The 17,596-nt window shown below is 55.2% G+C and carries 15 protein-coding genes; 2 read left to right on the top strand and 13 right to left on the bottom strand.

Translation table 11 applies throughout. The annotated features are described in order from the left end of the window. From tssB to C5Y96_RS03405, 4 genes are all read right to left on the bottom strand, one after another. A complete protein-coding gene (tssB, locus tag C5Y96_RS03420; RefSeq protein ID WP_105350134.1) occupies positions 1-528 on the bottom strand; it encodes a type VI secretion system contractile sheath small subunit in 528 nt (175 codons plus the stop codon). 173 nt (positions 529-701) lie between these two features. Further along, on the bottom strand, positions 702-1,835 hold the full coding sequence (gene tssA, locus C5Y96_RS03415) for a type VI secretion system protein TssA (protein ID WP_105350133.1): 1,134 nt from the start codon (positions 1,833-1,835) through the stop codon (positions 702-704). A 208-nt stretch (positions 1,836-2,043) separates the two neighbouring features. Beyond that, positions 2,044-2,730, bottom strand: coding sequence for a sigma-70 family RNA polymerase sigma factor (locus tag C5Y96_RS03410; RefSeq protein WP_105350132.1), 687 nt, complete (start codon positions 2,728-2,730; stop codon positions 2,044-2,046). A 3-nt stretch (positions 2,731-2,733) separates the two neighbouring features. Next, a complete protein-coding gene (locus C5Y96_RS03405) occupies positions 2,734-3,084 on the bottom strand; it encodes a hypothetical protein (RefSeq protein WP_105350131.1) in 351 nt (116 codons plus the stop codon). Positions 3,085-3,591: 507 nt separating this feature from the next. Between C5Y96_RS03405 and C5Y96_RS03400 the strand changes: the two genes are divergently transcribed. Then, positions 3,592-5,802 (top strand): TolC family protein, encoded by a 2,211-nt coding sequence (locus tag C5Y96_RS03400; RefSeq protein WP_158261076.1) that lies wholly within the window; start codon positions 3,592-3,594, stop codon positions 5,800-5,802. Positions 5,803-5,909: 107 nt separating this feature from the next. On the opposite strand, the gene C5Y96_RS03395 is transcribed toward C5Y96_RS03400, so the two are convergent. Further along, the gene (locus C5Y96_RS03395) at positions 5,910-7,748 is read right to left on the bottom strand and encodes a sulfatase-like hydrolase/transferase (RefSeq protein ID WP_105350129.1); all 1,839 of its coding nucleotides are present in this window, start codon (positions 7,746-7,748) and stop codon (positions 5,910-5,912) included. 68 nt (positions 7,749-7,816) lie between these two features. Then, positions 7,817-8,545: an SAM-dependent methyltransferase gene (locus C5Y96_RS03390; protein WP_158261075.1), complete on the bottom strand. Its 729-nt coding sequence runs from the start codon at positions 8,543-8,545 to the stop codon at positions 7,817-7,819. 369 nt (positions 8,546-8,914) lie between these two features. Here C5Y96_RS03390 and C5Y96_RS03385 point away from each other — a divergent pair, with 369 nt between their 5' ends. Next, positions 8,915-9,937: a DUF1559 domain-containing protein gene (locus C5Y96_RS03385; protein ID WP_105350127.1), complete on the top strand. Its 1,023-nt coding sequence runs from the start codon at positions 8,915-8,917 to the stop codon at positions 9,935-9,937. 178 nt (positions 9,938-10,115) lie between these two features. On the opposite strand, the gene C5Y96_RS03380 is transcribed toward C5Y96_RS03385, so the two are convergent. The 7 genes from C5Y96_RS03380 to C5Y96_RS03350 all read right to left on the bottom strand — a co-directional run bounded on the left by C5Y96_RS03380 (position 10,116) and on the right by C5Y96_RS03350 (position 17,572). Continuing rightward, complete coding sequence (locus C5Y96_RS03380) at positions 10,116-10,544, bottom strand: hypothetical protein (RefSeq protein ID WP_105350126.1); 429 nt, start codon at positions 10,542-10,544, stop codon at positions 10,116-10,118. A gap of 52 nt (positions 10,545-10,596) precedes the next feature. Continuing rightward, a complete protein-coding gene (locus tag C5Y96_RS03375; protein ID WP_105350125.1) occupies positions 10,597-10,947 on the bottom strand; it encodes a hypothetical protein in 351 nt (116 codons plus the stop codon). 101 nt (positions 10,948-11,048) lie between these two features. Next, the gene (locus C5Y96_RS03370; protein ID WP_105350124.1) at positions 11,049-12,743 is read right to left on the bottom strand and encodes a type VI secretion protein IcmF/TssM N-terminal domain-containing protein; all 1,695 of its coding nucleotides are present in this window, start codon (positions 12,741-12,743) and stop codon (positions 11,049-11,051) included. A 121-nt stretch (positions 12,744-12,864) separates the two neighbouring features. Continuing rightward, positions 12,865-13,506 (bottom strand): DotU family type IV/VI secretion system protein, encoded by a 642-nt coding sequence (locus C5Y96_RS03365; RefSeq protein ID WP_105350123.1) that lies wholly within the window; start codon positions 13,504-13,506, stop codon positions 12,865-12,867. 221 nt (positions 13,507-13,727) lie between these two features. Further along, on the bottom strand, positions 13,728-15,191 hold the full coding sequence (tssK, locus tag C5Y96_RS03360; protein ID WP_105350122.1) for a type VI secretion system baseplate subunit TssK: 1,464 nt from the start codon (positions 15,189-15,191) through the stop codon (positions 13,728-13,730). Positions 15,192-15,581: 390 nt separating this feature from the next. Then, complete coding sequence (locus C5Y96_RS03355; RefSeq protein ID WP_105350121.1) at positions 15,582-16,310, bottom strand: N-formylglutamate amidohydrolase; 729 nt, start codon at positions 16,308-16,310, stop codon at positions 15,582-15,584. Next, the gene (locus C5Y96_RS03350) at positions 16,310-17,572 is read right to left on the bottom strand and encodes a glutamate-cysteine ligase family protein (protein ID WP_105350120.1); all 1,263 of its coding nucleotides are present in this window, start codon (positions 17,570-17,572) and stop codon (positions 16,310-16,312) included. The genes C5Y96_RS03355 and C5Y96_RS03350 overlap by 1 nt, the downstream gene beginning before the upstream one ends. Between the last annotated feature and the right edge of the window lie 24 nt (positions 17,573-17,596).

Below are 17,596 nucleotides of genomic sequence, written 5' to 3'. Positions count from 1 at the left end.
TTAACTATCCCCCTTACCGGCTTCACCCGATTCGTTAACGCCCAGTTCGCCGGCCAACTTCTTCAGTTGATCTGCGTCGTTCATTACCTGCTCCAAGAGCGTTTCCAGATCGTCGCTACGATCGATCTTGGTCAACAAGTCGCGAAGATTATCGCGCGTGGCGAGCAGTTTCTTAAGTGGTTCGACTTGCTTGGCGACATTGGCTGGACTGAAGTCGTCCATCGACTCGAACTTCAAATTCACGGCCATTTGCGAGCCGTCATCTGCCAGTGTGTTGTCCACCCGCATGTTCAGTTCGGGACGAAAACGCTTCATTACGTCATCGATGTTATCGCGATCGATCTGGACGAACTTGCGTTCTTTAAGCGGTTCCAGTTTTTCAGACGGGTTGCCGGAGAAGTCCCCCATGACACCCACGACGAACGGAAGCTCTTTCTTTTCCATCGCGTCGCCCGTTTCCACGTCGTAGGTGATGTGGACGCGGGGCTTGCGGACGCGGTTGAGCCTCTTTTGATAACTTTCAGCCATCGTTTCCCCTCAATGTCAGTTCTATTAGATGCGTTAGTGAAAAGCCGTTTGCAGCCCCAATGGACAGCACGCATCGTCACTGGCCAAGTTTGCCCAAACTTAAACCTGCCTTCAATTTCGGAAATATGCGGACAGATTTCAATCAATGAATGCAAGATATTAGAGGAATTTCATTAATATCCACTTTCGTCCTCGGGTATCGGTATCCCCGTTCGACGATGCAATTCGCCCATGGCGCTGTCGTCTCGAAGTAACTCTTTGAGCAGTTCAGGAAAGGGCATTTCGGCCCAGCGGGCTGCTTGTTCCAATTTAAAGGAAATGAACGATTGCGGTTCGGTCTTGCGGAAATACTCAGCCGCCTTGCGGATCATCTTGATCGCATCGGCTCGGCTTTGAATCGGACCGGCTGGCCCTTTTTGCTGCACGACCGTGCCCCCTTCGTCCGCATCGTCGGTCGCTGCATCAGGCGTATCGCCCACTTCGTCCAGCAGCAGTTCGGCCATCAATTGCTGGACCGTCGAGCGAATCGATTCGAGTCGCTGACGAAACGATGTCATCGACGGAGCGGTCTCTTCCCCGTACGAATTTCGCAAGCATCGCTCGTCCAGGTACGTTTCCAGTTCCCGAATCGTGGAGATCAGCGTATCGAGATCTTCGATCACATTGTTCCAGTGATCCCGAGATGTCGCGCGAAATGATTCGTCGAAGGTGTGACGTTCGATAGCTCCTTCCGCAATTCGACGCTGCTTGTCGTCGGAATCCATTCCATCGATACGGTTTGCTTCGTTGAAATCAAAGAGGGAGTACCTCCCCCCTCCGCCGTTGGTAAGCGGAAGATTATCGAGTACGCCGTACGAGCGATCACTCGTCAAACCGGTTAACTGCGAGACGGTCTCGGCATACCCTTCGTCTTCGTCTGGCTCGGGGTGAATGTTGTCCCAGTAGCGACGAACCAACTCCAGCATCAACTTGAAGCCATCCCGCAGTCCGGGAATACCGTCCATTCGCATGACGGCTTCGATCAGCCAGGAAGCGACCGAGACGTCCTTCGAGTAACTGCTCAGAATATGGATCGAGCGATCCCGAACGTCCTCCCATTCCGGATCTTTCAGGTCTGGGAATTCCTCGTCCGGAAAAGCCATGGCCGTCTGGATATCACGTTCGGCCTTGTTCGACTGATTGAAGATCTCGCGAAGATCGAAAAACTCGTTGGCATGCTCCGAGCTGCGAAGCTCGACGCCGCTAGGGCTTTCCTCTGAGATCGGATTGGTCAGCGATTCTATATCGAGTACTTGCGGAAATGCCATGGCGGTTCATCTCGAACGGACTGGGGAACAAATTCGCCGCGAAAGTATAAGTGTCAATCTAGGAACTTCAACTAATTTATTCCGGCGGAATGGGTTCGGCCGAATCGTCGTCAAAAGTCTCCTTACCCTCTTTCTCGGCAATCCTCAGTGGTGCGAATCATTCCGATCGATTTAATCGCTACGCTTTAACCCTACACTAGGCCCCGCTCTAGGTCGTCTGACGCAAAGCCCTGGCAAGTCGCTCCAAGATGGCTTGGTGCAATCGACTAGCCCACGACTTGCTTTTACCTAGATGGTCGGCGGCCTCTTTCAGGCTATAACCTTCGTAATAGGTCATCCGAATCAATTCCTGCTCGTGGGGTGCCAACGTCTGTAGCAGTTTCTGGAGCAGACCTTGAATCTCTTCATTCTCAAGCTGTTCGGCCGGTTGCTGTGTCCGAGCATCTGCGACGGCCTGGAATGCGTGCTGCGTTTCCTCTCCATGGCTGGCCAAATAGACGACAGCCAGCTTTTCCGTCAGGTTGCACAGCCATTTGGCATTTTCCTGAGCGGTAGCCGACGACGCACTTCCCTCTGAGGCATCGGCTTGCAGCGTATCGGCAGCCATTTGCTGATACTTATTCTGCATTCTAGCGGCGTGGGAATTCCAGCTCATCTTCGAGATGCCGTCGTAAATGGCACCCCGGATACGATAGTACGCAAACGTCGAGAAACTTGCCCCTTTGTCGTCCTCGAACGACTGGGCCGCCTCGGCCAAACCAAGCTGTCCGTAGGCAATTAGATCGTCCATACCGATCTGCGGGGGCAACTTGCGGTGGATTGATTTCGCCAGCGAAATCACCAGACCCTGGTTTTCTTGAATGCGTTGCTCGAGTTGGGTCGCTTCAGTGGTCATGGCTCAACTCAACTGGGACCATAGGAGTCGCATACGTTCACTAGCCACGGGGTCCTCGACCAATGACTGGGCAATCGTCGAGGCCATAGTGAGGACCTTTTCACTCTTCAGCGGAAGATCCGGATAACGACGCTTGAGCAGAGCCAAGACAAAACGCGTGATCGTATCGATCTCGTGCGGCTTGGCTTGAGGGTGACTACCCTTCAGGTGCTTGATCGTTTCCAGGACATCGTCGGCCTGGCCCGAATCGGCAGTCCGGCGCAGAACGTCCTCCATCGACCAAGCACTCTCGGCATTCTCTTTCCGAGATTGGTCGTCGCCAGATGAATCGGAATTCCACCCCTTGGAATTCATACTTCCCCCTTGGTTCTTAGTCCGGCCAGCGGATTATCGTGTGGCCGTTAATGGAGTCGAATTGTCCAGGCAACCCCCATCGCCTGAACGCTCCACCTTTCGTGAGTATACCAGCCAGCAAAATCATTCCAATCGGTCGACGGTGCAATCGGATCAATTGCTATCGTCATCGGCCGAGTTTGACGGTTACGAAAACAGTATGCCGCAAAAGAGCGGTGCTAGCCGTTGGATGCATGATAGCGTTCCTACCAGATCCTCAGAAAGTACGGGTTTTATTGAGTTTAAGATTTGCCACAGCCGAAAATGAACCAGGAGGATTCAACCCATAAGCGTGGTGCTATCGACCCAGCCGGCTCGACCCAGAGCCGGAGATAGAACCACCGACATCCTCGCGAAAACGACCGTACCCAGTTTTACGACGGCCAGTTTGTCCGCACGATCGACCCCAGGAGGGAATTAGCGATGCTACGTCGCTACACGCATTGGTTTGTAGTTTTAAGCACTTGTATGACCACTGGTCTGAGCGGCTGTTTACATCCGTGCTGGAACAACTACGACTGCCCGGATCCGCCTGCTTACGATGAGTGTCTGATTTCTGAGTACGCAGATCGCGGCCTCAAGATCGAAGACCCTGTCCCCAGCGTTTGCGAGGACGAAGACTGGCTTGAAATTCCAGATTCGCCCGATGCGATCAATCCGGACAACATCGACCTGGAATCTGGTTACTGGGACCTCTCTTTGGAAGAAGCCGTTCGCCTGGCTCTGCAGAATTCGCAGGTCATGAAAGACCTCGGCGGTGTTCTACGTAGCCCTGAAGCACTTGTCTCGATGTACGATCCCGCGATCGTTTACACCGATGGACGCTTCGGTGAAGAAGCTGCATTGAGTGCGTTCGACGCCACCTTCGGTGCCAGCGCCTACTTTGAATCCAACGATCGCCGCGTGAACAACTTCACCGTCGGCGACAACGGTTTCTTCCAACAAGACCTTCACAACTACGAAGTCAACCTGAGCAAGCGTAACGCGACCGGTGGTTTGGTGTCGTTGCGTGGGATTACTCAGTACGACTACAACAACAATCCACAAAAGATCTTCAGTGCCGGGTGGGATACTTACATCGACGCCGAAATGCGCCAGCCATTGTTGCAAGGTGCCGGTGTCATGTTCAACCGTATCGCGGGTCCCAATGGCGAACCTGGGTTTGCCAACGGTGTTCTGATCGCTCGCACACGTACCGACATCAGCCTGGCTGATTTCGAGATCGCCGTCCGCAACCTGGTGAGCGACGTCGAAAACGCCTACTGGGACTTGTTCTTCGCCTACCGCGACCTGGACGTCAAAATCAACGCACGCAACAACGTGCTGGAAGTCTGGAAGAAAGCCTACGCCAACGTCGAAGCAGACAAGAAGTCGGCGGATACCGAAGCTCAAGCTCGCGAACAGTACTTCCGCTTTGAAGTCGAAGTGGTCAACGCTTTGAATGGCCGTCTGGTCGAACGTACTCGCGACAACAACGGTTCGCTCGGCGGTACCTTCAACAACCCAGGTGGTGTCCGTGTCTGTGAACGTCGCCTGCGATTTATGATGGGCCTGACCCAGACCAACGGCCGCCTGATTCGTCCGGTTACCGAAGCACCGGTTGCCAAGGTTAACTTCGACTGGAATGCCGTTGCCACCGAAGCCCTCGCTCGACGCTCCGAACTTCGCCGTCAGAAGTGGGTTATCAAGCAGCGTGAACTGGAACTGCTGGCCAACCGCAACTTCCTGATGCCGAACCTGGACTTGATCGCTCGCTACCGTCAGCGTGGCTTTGGCCCGACCCTTTCGGATCAAAGCAGCATTCCTGGCGAAGCTGGTGCCCTGCAGAGCCTGACCGATGGGGACTTTGCTGAATACCAACTCGGCGTCGAATTCGAGATGCCAATCGGCTTCCGCCGTGCTCACTCGGCTGTCCGCAGCAGCGAACTGGCCTTGGCACGAGCCCGAGCAATCAAAGAAGAACAAGAAAAGCAGATCATGTATGGTCTCTCCAACACGTACGCCGAAATTCAGCGTGCCTACGAGATCATGGAACTGCTGTTCAATCGCCGCGAAGCTGCCAACGCTCAAGAGGCAACCGTCCGAGCAAGCTACGAAGCCGGCAAGGCTCCGATCGACCTGCTCTTGGAAGCCCAGCGTCGTGTGATCGACTCGAGTGCCTTGTTCAACCAGGCCCGTATCGACTACGCCCTGGCCATCAAGAACATGCACTTCGAGAAGGGCTCGTTGCTAGAGTTCTACCAGATCTCGTTGGCTGAAGGCCCATGGCCGCAAAAGGCTTACAACGACGCCCTGATGCGTGACTTGAACAAGCGTGCCGCTCATCACAACTACGTGATCAACGAAGCAGTGATTGGTCAGCCCAAGCAAGCCGGCAACACCCTGGTTGCCAAGCCTGCCGACGGCGAAGTGGCTCCCTCGGTCGAGAAGATCGAAGTGCCAACGCCTGCCGAAGTGGACACTACTCCAACAGCACGAACCACTTCGTTGCCGGTCATGAACAACCCGCTGCGTTCGGCCTCGACCAACACCGGCGGCTTGATTAAACCAGCCGGTCACGCAGCTGCTCCGGTTGAACGGGCCACCTTGGCACCAATCATCCGAGCCGAAGAAGTCAAGTCCAGCGAGAACTTCTCCTTCGGGGGTGAAACCCCGCGAGAAGCGATCTGGCTGCACTAAGCCTCGACATCGAGTCGATGATCTCTCAGACGTCCGAGTCATTCTGAAGTGACTCGGACGTTTTTTTATGCGCTGCCAACTGTTGTTCCAGCCGTCGCGCAGCCGCGTTACTTTTCGGTGAGATACTCCAACCGTCGATTCAACTCTCCCCGATCTCCCTTCAAATGCTTGAAGTCCGATTTCTGGAAGTTGAATTCGTAGCCAGGCTGGCCATCCTGCAAAAGAACGACCGTGTTAAGAATCAAGTTCGCTTCGGTCGCGGTCTCTGCATCGGCAATCGCCTTCTTGAGAACGGCCACCGGGTTCACATTTGCATGCAAAGCCAGATACTCCGCCGCACGGACGCGTACCAGGTTCTCGGGGTCGGAAGTAGCGATCGCTTCCAATTGCTTCACCAGTGGCGATGCTGTCTTGCCGTGCGAGGTGCAAGCGATCACACCCCAGTAGCGCTGCCACGGATCGGATGAAGCCAGGGCTTCTTCCAACCGCGGACGAGCTTCATCGAACGAGAGCACCTCTAGATTCGCCGTCTCGATCAACTTGGCGATCTCGTCTTTATGCTGCTGGCCGAATGCTACCGGGTTGTCCGCCGCATGGGCAGCCAGGTAGTTTTCCGGATAGAAACCAAGATCTGGCATGCCCTTCAGCATGATACTCAGTGCCCCTCGCATAACGGACAATGTTTTGGCATGGGCAGGATCGTCCGCCAGGTTCTTCGTCTCGTACGGATCGGCCTCGACGTCGAAAAGCATCTCGGCTGGCCGTGTCTTGAAAAACTGAGCTTGAACTTCGTTCAGCTTACCGGCATCGTAAAGTTCGCGCCACTCTTGGTAGGCTGCCATCTTGTAGCGATAGTTATTCATCAGACCGTCAAAGTTGAACGGCTGAAAGTTGCGAACATAGCGGTACTTCCCCTTACGAAGCGTTCGCACGACATCGTACTTCTCGTCAAAGCGATCGGCGTACCCGAACGACTCGTCCACTTCCATCAACTGAGCGTTCCCCAGTGCCAGGAAGGCATGCCCGTCGATCCCGTCGGGAATCTTCGCCCCAGCCAGATTCAGGACCGTGGGTCCGAAGTCGACAAAGCTGACAAACGATTGAATTCGGCTGCCAATCTTCTCCGGCATTTGATCGCGAAACTTCTCCGGCACACGGATGACCAGCGGAACGTGCAGGCCGGTCTCGTAGGCATAACCCTTGCCGCGAGGCAGCACGCCGCCGTGGTCGCCGAAGTAGAAGATGAAGGTACTTTCGAGCAGACCATCCTGCTTCAACTGATCGACCAACTCTCCGATCTGCTGATCGACATCCTGAATGCGATCGTGGTATCGAGCATAGGTGTACTTGAAAGTCTCGGTCTTAGGATGATGCGGTGGGACAAACACGGTTTCCGGATCGGTCTTGGTCGGTTTGTTTTGTACATCCTGGACCGGAAAGTGAAGCGAACTTTCGTGCGTGGTAGTGAAGGTTTGCACATGGAAGAACGGCTGGCCTTGCGCGCGATTCTTCCAACTCGCCTTGCGCGACGAATCATCCCAGACATCGTCCGACTTCTTCGCGTTGTAGTCTTCCTTGCTGTTGTTGGTGGTGTAGTACCCTGTTTCGCGCAGATAAGCGGGGAACATCTTCACCCCTTCCGGCATCGGCACCATGAAACTTCGGCGGTGATGAAATGTCCCGATGCGTGGAGCATAACACGACGTGATCAACGTGGTGCGTGCCACGCTGCAAACTGGAGCATTCGAGAAAGCGTGCTCGTAGATGAGACCTTGCTGTGCCAGGGCCTCGATGTTGGGTGTCTGCGCACCGGTGGAATCGAACAACGAGAGAAAATGGCTCGAGTTGTCCTCGGACATGATCCACACGAAGTTTGGCTTCTCAGCAGCCAGCAGAGAACCACACGATAAAAGTAGAAGAAATACGCTCAACAGACCGCGCAGCATGACTTAATCTCCAGGGGGAAATATTCGAGATTATTTCATCATAGCACGACGCCGAAGCAATCTCGAACTCACGGAGCACGCTGGGCGATGAAAAATGCATACCCATATTGCGTCCCGAACTGGTCGTACATCCGCATCTCTTCTTGAAACATCTGGTCGACCATTCCGGCATTTTCCGGGTCAGAATATGCCGATTTCCACTGCGGCAAGTAATTCTTGAGCGGCCGGTAGTAGTTCTGCCAGTCGCGATCCGGAAAGACAAAATCGTCGATCATCTGGTACCCGAGCGACGTAAAAAGCGCTCGCGTATCGTTTGGGTACCTCAGAATTTCCCCTTGGTCTTTCCAGTACTGCTGGACCTCCTCGTCCGGGTTGGGGTCGATCCACACCAGGTCGCTCAGGGCAATTCGCCCGCCTGGGCTTAATAGTGGAAGCCATTGCCGCAGGGCGTTCTCGACCCCGATGGCATAGGCCGATCCTTCGCACCAGATCAAATCGAACTGAGTTCCTTCTGGCCAGGCAACATCCATGCTTTGCTCGCGGACTTGAACTTGCTGGCCGAGCCCTGCCTGATCGATCTTCTGCTTCAATTGATCCAAGAAAGGGGAACTATTATCAATCGCGACAACCGAAGCACCACTTTGCCGGGCAAGTTCCAACGTCGAGATTCCGCTGCCGCAACCGAACTCGACAATGGTCTGAATTTCGTGATCTTGTGCGGCAGTATGAAACGCCTTAGCCGTCGTTTCATGGCTGCCTGGCGACATCCGCTCGAGCCCCAAAAACAAATCGATCATCGCTTCCATTGACATTCTCCGAAATGGTTCATCCTATCCATCACCACAGCCCCAGCATGTCACTTTAGATGACACGGCTGTCGACTCAAGTAACACGAGCAGAAAGCCTGTCATCTACGGATGGCCTGTCATCCACAATATTCCTGGCCCGATTTCCAGGCGTGAAAACCGTGTTCTTTCGAGAGGAGATACGATAATTCGCCTGCTAACCGTTTTCAAGCGAACCGCTTTACGCCGCATAGGCATATGAATTGCATCCTTAGGGCAGTTTGCGCGGGTTTAGGTTCGTTTGGTTTACCCGCCTTTTGCCATGGGGTCACAAACCATGGCGGTTATCTCACCTCCCAGGACAGTAGAAGACGCATAACGATGTTTCCAACCCCCCGGAAATCGCCACGTACGGGTTTCACACTGGTTGAGCTTTTGGTCGTCATCGCGATCATCGGAGTTCTCATCGCCCTTCTCTTGCCTGCCGTGCAGCAAGCACGCGAGGCGGCCAGGCGAATGCAGTGCAAGAATAACCTGAAGCAAATGGGCCTGGCCCTGCACAACTACGTAGACACCTACCGTGTTTTACCTATGGGCTGCACGGTCGATCTTTCGGTATCCTCAACCGGCAACAACGGTTCGTGGGGCGTGCACGGCCGCATCCTCAATTTCCTGGAACAAGGCAACCTGTACGATCAGGTCGACCTCACAACGGCCTGGGACTTTCAAACGGCCATCGATGGTTTGAAGATCCCTGGCTATAGCTGCCCCAGCGACCCTGGTGCCGGCCGCGAACGCGACCCAGGCGGCGGCAAGTCGAAGCTGTGGCCGACCTCGTACGGTTTTAACTACGGAACCTGGTTCGTGTTCAATCCAAGTACCAAGCAAGGAGGCGACGGGCTGTTCTATCCGAACTCGAAGCTTTCGTTCCGCGATGCCACCGATGGCTCGTCGAACACAATGCTGGGTGCCGAAGTGAAGGCCTGGACGCCGTACCGACGCAATAGCGGTCCCGACTCGACCGCCATTCCCAATACGATCTCGGCGGCGGAAACGCAGATTGCTTCCGCTTCCGACGAGAAAGACACCGGCCATACCGAGTGGCCCGATGGTCGCGTCCACCACACCGGCTTCACCGCTACCATGACCCCCAACACCCAAACCAGCTGCACCATCGGCGGCAAGACCTACCCCGAGTGCGACTTCAACTCGTGGCAGGAAGGAAAAAATGGCAGCAGCGGCAGTCCAACCTACGCCATCGTCACCAGCCGTAGCTGGCACCCAGGCGTCGTCGACGTGGTGATGTTCGACGGCAGCAGCCGCTCGATCAGCGAAACCATCGACCTGACCACCTGGCGTAGCCTGGCTACCCGCGCCGGAGGTGAAGTCGTCAGTGAATTCTAGGCGAGAGTTCCCCAAACCCCTCTCGTCTGGTTGTACAAGAGTCGCAGCCCACTGCCCTGGATGCGACTCTTGTCTTTTTCGAAAGCGAATCAACTTCAATCGCTAATCATGGCCCCAGAGCGGGAACAGCTTGGCAAGAGTTTACGGCTTGAGCGTGAATGCTATCTGCACAGAAATCCTACTTCTCCTCGCGCGAGGCATCCATTGGTGCTTCTTGCACGGGCGTCTCCGGCGTAGGCTCGGTCTCCATCGGAGCCGGATCCGTCGCCGCAGGCTCTTCAGCATCCGGCTTGGCATTGACGTCAACATAGATCGTTCGATCTTCCACCTTGGTGACCTTGCCGAAGTCGATTTGCTTGACGAATGCATCCACGTCCATCACCGGTCCCACATTCACCGTGTAGCTGTCGTTCATGTGGTAGCTACTGATGTAGTGGCTGCTTCCTTCGATCAGGGACTTGGCCTTCTCCGAGATCTTCTCACGCTCTTCGCTGGTGCTCGTACCAGAAATCTTCAGCGTCACCGTATGCTCGCCGGAGCAGCCCAGCGAGGTCACAAGTGGCATCAGCAGAAAAGCGATCAGCAGTGCGAAACGTGGCGTTGGCATGGCGTTCTCCTGTTGTAGGTGAATCAACAAAGCGAGCAAAGCTCGCCCCAAGCTACTGGGTATACGTGATGAACACGGTTCGGTCTTCGATCTTGTCGACCTTCCCGAATTGGACCCGCTCGGCAAACTTCGCCGGATCGGCGACCGGCCCAAACTTGATCGTCAGCGGCTGCCCCGTGGCCCAGCGCATCGACGTGTTATGGTTCCCTGGCAGATCGGAAATATCCTCCAGCGCTGTCTGGATCGCATCGCGGGCCTCGTCGCTATCAGCACCGGTGATCTTCAGACGAATCTCTTCCGGTCCCAGCGGTTCGTCCGCCGGAGCACCACAGCCAGATTGAGTGGCCAAGAACAGGCCAAAAGCAAGCAGAAATAACGAGCACAGTTTGGCAGCCGAATGCATAGCCGGAGACCTTGTGGGAGAGAATGAAATGCCCTACCTATGGGCAATCCCATCTTACCGCAGTGTGGGTCTCAATGAAATCAGAAAACGGCCGGCCCCGCTTATTGGTCCTGATGCCACGGCATGTATTCGCCGAACGCCGAGTTCAGACCAAAGCCGATCAGAATCAACAGGCACACACCACCGATCAGTGCCGCAATATTGGCCGTGAATTCGGCACCCGTGTTTTCTTCCAACGCTTCCTTGTTCCAGTCGAGTTCGGCGTCTTGCTCCATCACCTTGTACAGCACGCTGCGTACAAATGCCTGACGGTCTCCCGTATCGCCAGTCGCCGCGAAGTAGCAGCCGGCAAACAGCAGCGAATTGCCAGCGGCACGGGGATTCTTATCAGGCTCGAAACCAAACGAGTTGGCGATAATGTTCGTCATGCACTCGCTGAACTTACCGCGGATCTTGCACAGCAGTTCAAACAGCTTCGGATTGCCAGGGCGACGCAAACCATCCTTTTCACGGAACAACAAGTAAGTCCAATCCTCGAACGCCCCAGTGGCGTGCTGCGATACGGCCTCCAGTTGCTCGGCGATCGGTGGATTCCAGACGTTAAAGCCCTTACCGAAACGCTGCTCTTTGGCCCGCTTCTCACCCACGCGTTTAATGAGTTCAAGGAAGCCTTGAGCGCTTTCCATCTCGGTAATCAGCGCGGTCACGGCGCAGCGCAGGCGCGTGGTCGAACGGATCACATCCAGATCGCTCTGGACGGCCAACTGGATGGGCTCACTCGAATCTTCGATCATGTCAAATGGTATCGTAACCAGCAGACCATTGATCGGGCAGACAGGACGGCGGGCCTTGTTGATCAGCTTGCAGACGTACTTCAAGCGTTCCATCTGATCGGTCAAATCCGACTTGGATTGCCGCATGCCGGCCTTCGACATCGAAGCGGCCTGGGCAGCATCGTCGGCACCAAAGTTCATCGTTTGCCCACCGGCCATCCCTTGGCCAAAATCCATCGTCGCTCCGACACCGGCCTGCATGCTGCGAGGCGCTTCCATGAATCGCTGTTCGTCTTCGTCTTCATCAGCCCCCAAGGTATGGTCGAGTTGCTCGTTGATCAGGCTCTGCTGACCAGCTCCGGCGACGATCGTCTGCCCCCCGGGAATCTGCTGAGGAGAAGGTGTAGCCAACTGCGAGTGCTTCGTCGCGTGGTTCTTGTACCCATCGGTCAGCGTCGACAGACAGGACGTACCGGTCAGGAAGATAAAGACCGCGTCAGGGTTGGCATACCAGTGCAAAGCAGCCGGCCCCTGGGCAGGATCGGAAACATTGAATCCGAAGCCAGAGGCCCGCATCAGGTTTCTCGCGCGGCGATCATCCGGGTTCCCCAGCACCAGGAACAACGGCGTGCTCCCTAACGGAATCCCATGCTTGTCGAGTTCGGTGATGCCTTGCTTCCAGGCCTTATCGATATCGGGATACTCGGACGAATCCTCTTCCATCCAGATCTTCACAACATAATACGAGACGATCGGGATGATGATCATCAGCGCCAGTACTGTGAGCCCTGTTTTCCAATCCAACAGGTAATCGGTCCACTGGGCAGACGTGTCAGAAAACTGGAACGTGACGCAAAACGAAACCAACACAAAGAAAAGGAAAACGAACACCAACAAGGCGATTCGCGTGGGAAGGGTAATTTTCCCAAGATTACGTATACCGGGGATATTCGTTGCCAGCGTATTAAACGCGGTGAACGGCAACGTCATGTAGTAAACGATTTGGTAAACGAATGCCATCATAGGTCGAACCTTTGGTTCTCTTGATCAGCTTGAAGTTTTCAGTGTTCGGTTATCAGTAAGGGAAAGAAACCCATGTTCCTGCTTACTGAAAACTGAACACTTCACACTGAAAACTAATTCTTTACTTCATTCCGAACATCAAAAAATAGCCGACGCAGATCGCAACCATAATGACAGCGAACAGCGACATGTTGATCAGCTTGTTGTAGCCGGTCAGTGGGGGTGCCCCTTCACCAGGTTCAGGGCGGTCCATAATGGGGCTACGGCCGATCGCCAACTGCAGGGCCGAAGCCGTTTGCTTCGCCCAGGTATCTAAGTCGGCCGGCAGGCCGTAGTGCTGAGTGTACTGCAGCGAGTGCGGGTGCCCATACAGGCCGCGGAAACCAAGCACAACGCACACGTAATAAACTTCGAGCGCGTCTTTGTTGGGCAAACTCTGAGCTTCTTTGGCCGCCACAAAGAAGTGCTCGAACGCCTTACCACTGTGGAAGCACTCAAATTCAAGGTCGTTATTCTGCCACCAGTTGGCACCGTTCCAGGGCGCGGTGATCAGCATCTGATCGATCCAGCCAACCAGCGCGTACTTGGCGAGTTCCCATTCGGCCGTCTGCCCCAGTAGGTTCTCAGCCGTATCGATCCGCTTCTTCACGCGAATCCGCTCCTGGCTTGGATCCAACGAGTTGCCATCCCGCTCGATGCGATCCAACAGATCCAGCACGCACAGAAAAATGGGATCAACCGCTTTAGCAAACTTTGGAGTCATTGGGATTTAGTTTTCAGTTTTCGGTTTTCAGTTTTCAGTCGCGAAGAAAGGGAACCGTTTCCGTCGCCTCGCTCATTCCCACGTCCTGTCCCCTCGCCCCATAGGGGAGAGGGCCAGGGTAAGGGGCAAATAAGGCACCAGCCCCTCGTTAGTCATCCGCTTTCAACGTTCCTCAGCAATGACTCTTGCTGAAAATGGAACACTGAAAACAGAACACTCAATTAAACTCGTTTCTGCTCACCATGCCGCAGCGCGAACACGGCGACATGCAGCGCGATCAGCTGGTTGCGAATGTTCAACACCAGCCGTTTCTTGCCTTGCAGTTCTTTGACGTCGTGAATGTATTCTTCCTGGAAACGCCAGCCCATGGTCTGGGTTCGTTGGACATCATCCCAAGGCGGGCCTTGGCGCTGAACCTGGAAGTAAACCCAATTGCCACCCTGCGGCAGCACACGCGGCGGCTGAGCCACCGGCCGCAATCGCACGCCGGGCATGTTGTTGCGGAACAAGGTTTCGACTTGCTCGCCGCTACCAAACACCCAGTGGAAACCTTGGGTGACCAATTGATAGGTGTCTTCCTTGGAAATGCTGACCCCTTCAAACCCGATGTACCATTCCCAGCTGGGATCGAACCATTTCGGATCCAACTGCACGTGCATCGACTGGCCGCTCCCCAGGAAGAAGCGATGCTCGTAGGTCGCATCGATTCGCCCTTCGCTGAGCCGGCGGATCTCTTTGTAGGCCCACTGGAAAATCTCGGCCAGGTTCTCGTGGTCGTACTTCGGTATGTTCTCGATGCGGCGTTCTTTGTCGTCGAAGATCGCCAGTTGGCCAACGATGCGGCACAGCGCGGTGTAGACCTTCAGCGGGTGAATACCATCGCTGAACGCCAGAATGCGAAGCTCTCCGTACGCTTCGTTCAACGTTCGCAGACGCATCATCTTTTCGAGGTCACCAATCTCGCGCGGGTCCCAGGTAATGTTCTGGTTAAGAATATCATTACGGAATCGCTCGATGCGTTCGCCAATCAAGTCGAATACCCGCCGCACAATCCCCGTCCCCAGCGGAGTCCAGGCATCTACGGCCAGACACGGCGGATGGTAATTCGGATCGATTCGCGGTGTGCCGTCCGACTCGTTGCGAACGATCTGGCAGATCGGCAGCAGTTCGAAGCCCGACAGATCGTCGGTCGACAGCATGATGCGAATATTCAGTTCGCGAAACGAAACCTCTTGAGGATTGCCACCGCGATTCTCTTCTTCATCTTCACGCGAAAACTCGTAGTACCGTGTGTTAGGCGTATGGGCATCGCGAGCCGTGTTCTCGTGACCGAGCTTGATACGCGGGACAGCCAGATAAACGCGAATCGTTTCGTTTTCGAGGAAAACCTCTTTCAGGTCCTGCAAGCCCTTGATGCCCTGACGCAGGTCGACCCGGTCCATCTGGTCGTTACCGCCGATTGAAATGATCGACCCATCACGCATGCGGGCCTCGCACTGCGAAACCTCGATTTGATAGTTCGCGATGGCCTGCTCGCTGATTTCGATGTAGCGAATCCCATAAGCGTAGGGGATCAGATCACGGATCGAGTTCTCGAAGAACTCGTACCAATGCCGATCCTGCGCTTGAAAATGATGGGGGCGAAGAAACATCCCTTCCGACCAATGGATGGGTGGGTTCTTCATGCAAAATTCCTATTCCACAAGCGAGTCAGGTTGCCACAGTGAGAAGCGGCGAATCGTAAAACCCTGGCAGGAGATACGTCGTGTTGCCACGAACGCGGTCAGCTCACAAGACAAGCGTCTGTGTGCCGGATATTCCCCGACCTAAGATCCCAATCGTTCGACGTTCCCCCGAACTTGAACAGAAGGTGATGGATGAGAGACCAGCAAGCTGTCGCGCGCAATGACAGACTGCCCAGGAGCCCCTCCCTGTTTGCCAAGTCTTAGAATAACATTCCCAGAAGGAATCTCAAGTAGCAAGGAGGCAACCGGTTACGTCTACCATGGGGGTCTGGTCGAACCTGGTAAACCGTGCCGACCACCCAATTCCAGCAAGATCAAGCCCATCCAGCGCTAAGCAGCGCCAGTCGTCTGCCGCACGGCCTGATGCCAGCTCTGATAAAGTCCCACGATCAACGGCCTGACTTGCCGGGCCGACTGCTGGAAAAGCTGCTGATTGACTTCCAATTCAATCCCGCTGTACTGCTGTGCAGAGAACTGTTTCCGCAGGGCGGTCGTATGCCCGTCCGATATCCCGCGGTAAGGGTAGTTCAGCCGCACGCGAAACTCCGGGAATGTCTCGCGAATTGCCTGTCGCCAGCAATGACAGAAGTCTCGTTCCGGGGCTCGTCCAGGATCGTACAGCAGGCCAATCTCGGCGGTTCGTACTTGGCCATTGAGCTCTGGCGTGAAACTATGAAACGAGAGATGACGAACAAACAGGTTACGCTTAGCCTGGCTCCTGATCCAATCGACCACCTCCTGACGCCAGGGACGATAGTAGGTCTCCAGCAGTTCCTCCCGCTGCAACTGGCTGGGGGGTGGCACGAGCCTGGAAAACAACGCCGGGTTCGTCTCCGATCGATTCAGATCCACCAATAGCCGCGACGTCTCGCTGGCAAACAGCTGCGAAGGAACTTGTTGATGGAAGTAGTTCGACGCTAGCAGCGTGCCAGGGTCCCACCCGCGATGCGTTTGAAGCAACTCTTGGTACTCGGCAAACCTGGGGGCATATTCCCTGGGAATCCGATTGCCGCCGTGCTCGCAGGTAAAAAGGATCGAGTACTCGGAACTCGCTTTCATCAGATGCTCAATTCGCCAGGCCGAAACGAACGTCCCTGCTCCAGGCAATCGCACAGTTCGCGATACACAATCGGTAGTCTTTGCTGGAAGTTCCCTTCCAGGGCCGTAACAATGCGTCGCGCCAGGGGCCCTTCGGTCAGGATCGTATCGAGCGCATCGGCAAGGGGCTTCTCCTCCGTCGGAAAACGCTCGGCCAACGATCGCCACAAATCACCGGCGGTGCATATCCCCTGCGTCCAGCCGAAGAACTGCAGATAGTCCGGGTCGATGATCATCGTTTCGTCGGCATTGTCGACAACGTTCAGGAAGATATCACGCAGACGCAGGGTCTCGGCCTTTTGCTGATCGGCAATGCTGCTCCAGGTTTCTTCGGTGAGCGTCTTGGCAACGTTGGCCACCAGTTGGCAAATCGCCACATCCGCGGCCGGGTGTTCCTGCACGTCCATCACGCGGATCTCGATTGTGTTTCGCATGAAGCGAGCGATCGCGCCACGGCTGTTAACCCATTCGTGCCGCAGCACACCGGCCAGGTCCAAGGGGGCCATCGTCTGGTAGATCGGCTCTAAGATGTATTGTTCGTAATCTTGCTGTGTATAAAAACCCTCTGGGATCACCATGCCAGCAACTTGGGGAATCCGGTCGGCATTGTGCCGGTAGGTCTCGAGCCGATGATCCAGATGCGGCGTCAACTGGCGTTCGCAAACAGGGCTGCTGGCTGTCAGGGCCGGCAAGATCGGCAACAGCAAACGGATCGCCGCGTGCAACCGCCCGAACTCCTCGTCTCCGTCAAACGGCAGATTAAGATGGCAGCTCTGCAGATTGGCCCAACCGTGACCGCTGCAATTGAAGATCACGTTGAACGCTTCGTAAACTTCGTTATAGCCGTGCGGCCAAAGCTTCATCTCGACATCGGGACGCATCCACGGATGCATCGCACTGGGCATCAGGCGGGCTCCGATCTTTCCTAACCGTGCGTTGATATCGTGAACGTTGGCCTGAAACCGCGAAGCCAGACCATTCAGCGAAGCGACCGGACCGTTCGTCTTCAACTCGACCACGTGCAGAGCCAACTCGTTCGACCAGGCAATGTCCCCCAGTTCGATCTCCTCGCTTGGGTTGCCTTCTTCGTCGCGCAGCAGTTGATCGGCAATCGGCGCAACGTCGAGCGAGTTTTCATGAACGATCATGTACTCGACCTCGACGCCGAACGCTTCAAACAGCGGGATCGAGTCTTTCGCAGACCGGGACGATTCGGCCAACATACGCTTGGATGCCTTACGCAAAAA

Origin of the sequence: Blastopirellula marina (assembly GCF_002967715.1) — a bacterium.
Classification (GTDB): domain Bacteria; phylum Planctomycetota; class Planctomycetia; order Pirellulales; family Pirellulaceae; genus Bremerella; species Bremerella marina_B.
The sequence above is the reverse complement of the archived record's forward strand: the minus strand, read 5'-3'. Positions and strand labels throughout refer to the sequence as shown.

Bases quoted from the DNA above. Each gene is read 5' to 3' on its own strand.
- tssB (WP_105350134.1), bottom strand. From the start codon at position 528: ATGGCTGAAAGTTATCAAAAGAGGCTCAACCGCGTCCGCAAGCCCCGC.
- tssA (WP_105350133.1), bottom strand. From the start codon at position 1,835: ATGGCATTTCCGCAAGTACTCGATATAGAATCGCTGACCAATCCGATC.
- C5Y96_RS03410 (WP_105350132.1), bottom strand. From the start codon at position 2,730: ATGACCACTGAAGCGACCCAACTCGAGCAACGCATTCAAGAAAACCAG.
- C5Y96_RS03405 (WP_105350131.1), bottom strand. From the start codon at position 3,084: ATGAATTCCAAGGGGTGGAATTCCGATTCATCTGGCGACGACCAATCT.
- C5Y96_RS03400 (WP_158261076.1), top strand. From the start codon at position 3,592: ATGACCACTGGTCTGAGCGGCTGTTTACATCCGTGCTGGAACAACTAC.
- C5Y96_RS03395 (WP_105350129.1), bottom strand. From the start codon at position 7,748: ATGCTGCGCGGTCTGTTGAGCGTATTTCTTCTACTTTTATCGTGTGGT.
- C5Y96_RS03390 (WP_158261075.1), bottom strand. From the start codon at position 8,545: ATGATCGATTTGTTTTTGGGGCTCGAGCGGATGTCGCCAGGCAGCCAT.
- C5Y96_RS03385 (WP_105350127.1), top strand. From the start codon at position 8,915: ATGTTTCCAACCCCCCGGAAATCGCCACGTACGGGTTTCACACTGGTT.
- C5Y96_RS03380 (WP_105350126.1), bottom strand. From the start codon at position 10,544: ATGCCAACGCCACGTTTCGCACTGCTGATCGCTTTTCTGCTGATGCCA.
- C5Y96_RS03375 (WP_105350125.1), bottom strand. From the start codon at position 10,947: ATGCATTCGGCTGCCAAACTGTGCTCGTTATTTCTGCTTGCTTTTGGC.
- C5Y96_RS03370 (WP_105350124.1), bottom strand. From the start codon at position 12,743: ATGATGGCATTCGTTTACCAAATCGTTTACTACATGACGTTGCCGTTC.
- C5Y96_RS03365 (WP_105350123.1), bottom strand. From the start codon at position 13,506: ATGACTCCAAAGTTTGCTAAAGCGGTTGATCCCATTTTTCTGTGCGTG.
- tssK (WP_105350122.1), bottom strand. From the start codon at position 15,191: ATGAAGAACCCACCCATCCATTGGTCGGAAGGGATGTTTCTTCGCCCC.
- C5Y96_RS03355 (WP_105350121.1), bottom strand. From the start codon at position 16,310: ATGAAAGCGAGTTCCGAGTACTCGATCCTTTTTACCTGCGAGCACGGC.
- C5Y96_RS03350 (WP_105350120.1), bottom strand. From the start codon at position 17,572: ATGTTGGCCGAATCGTCCCGGTCTGCGAAAGACTCGATCCCGCTGTTT.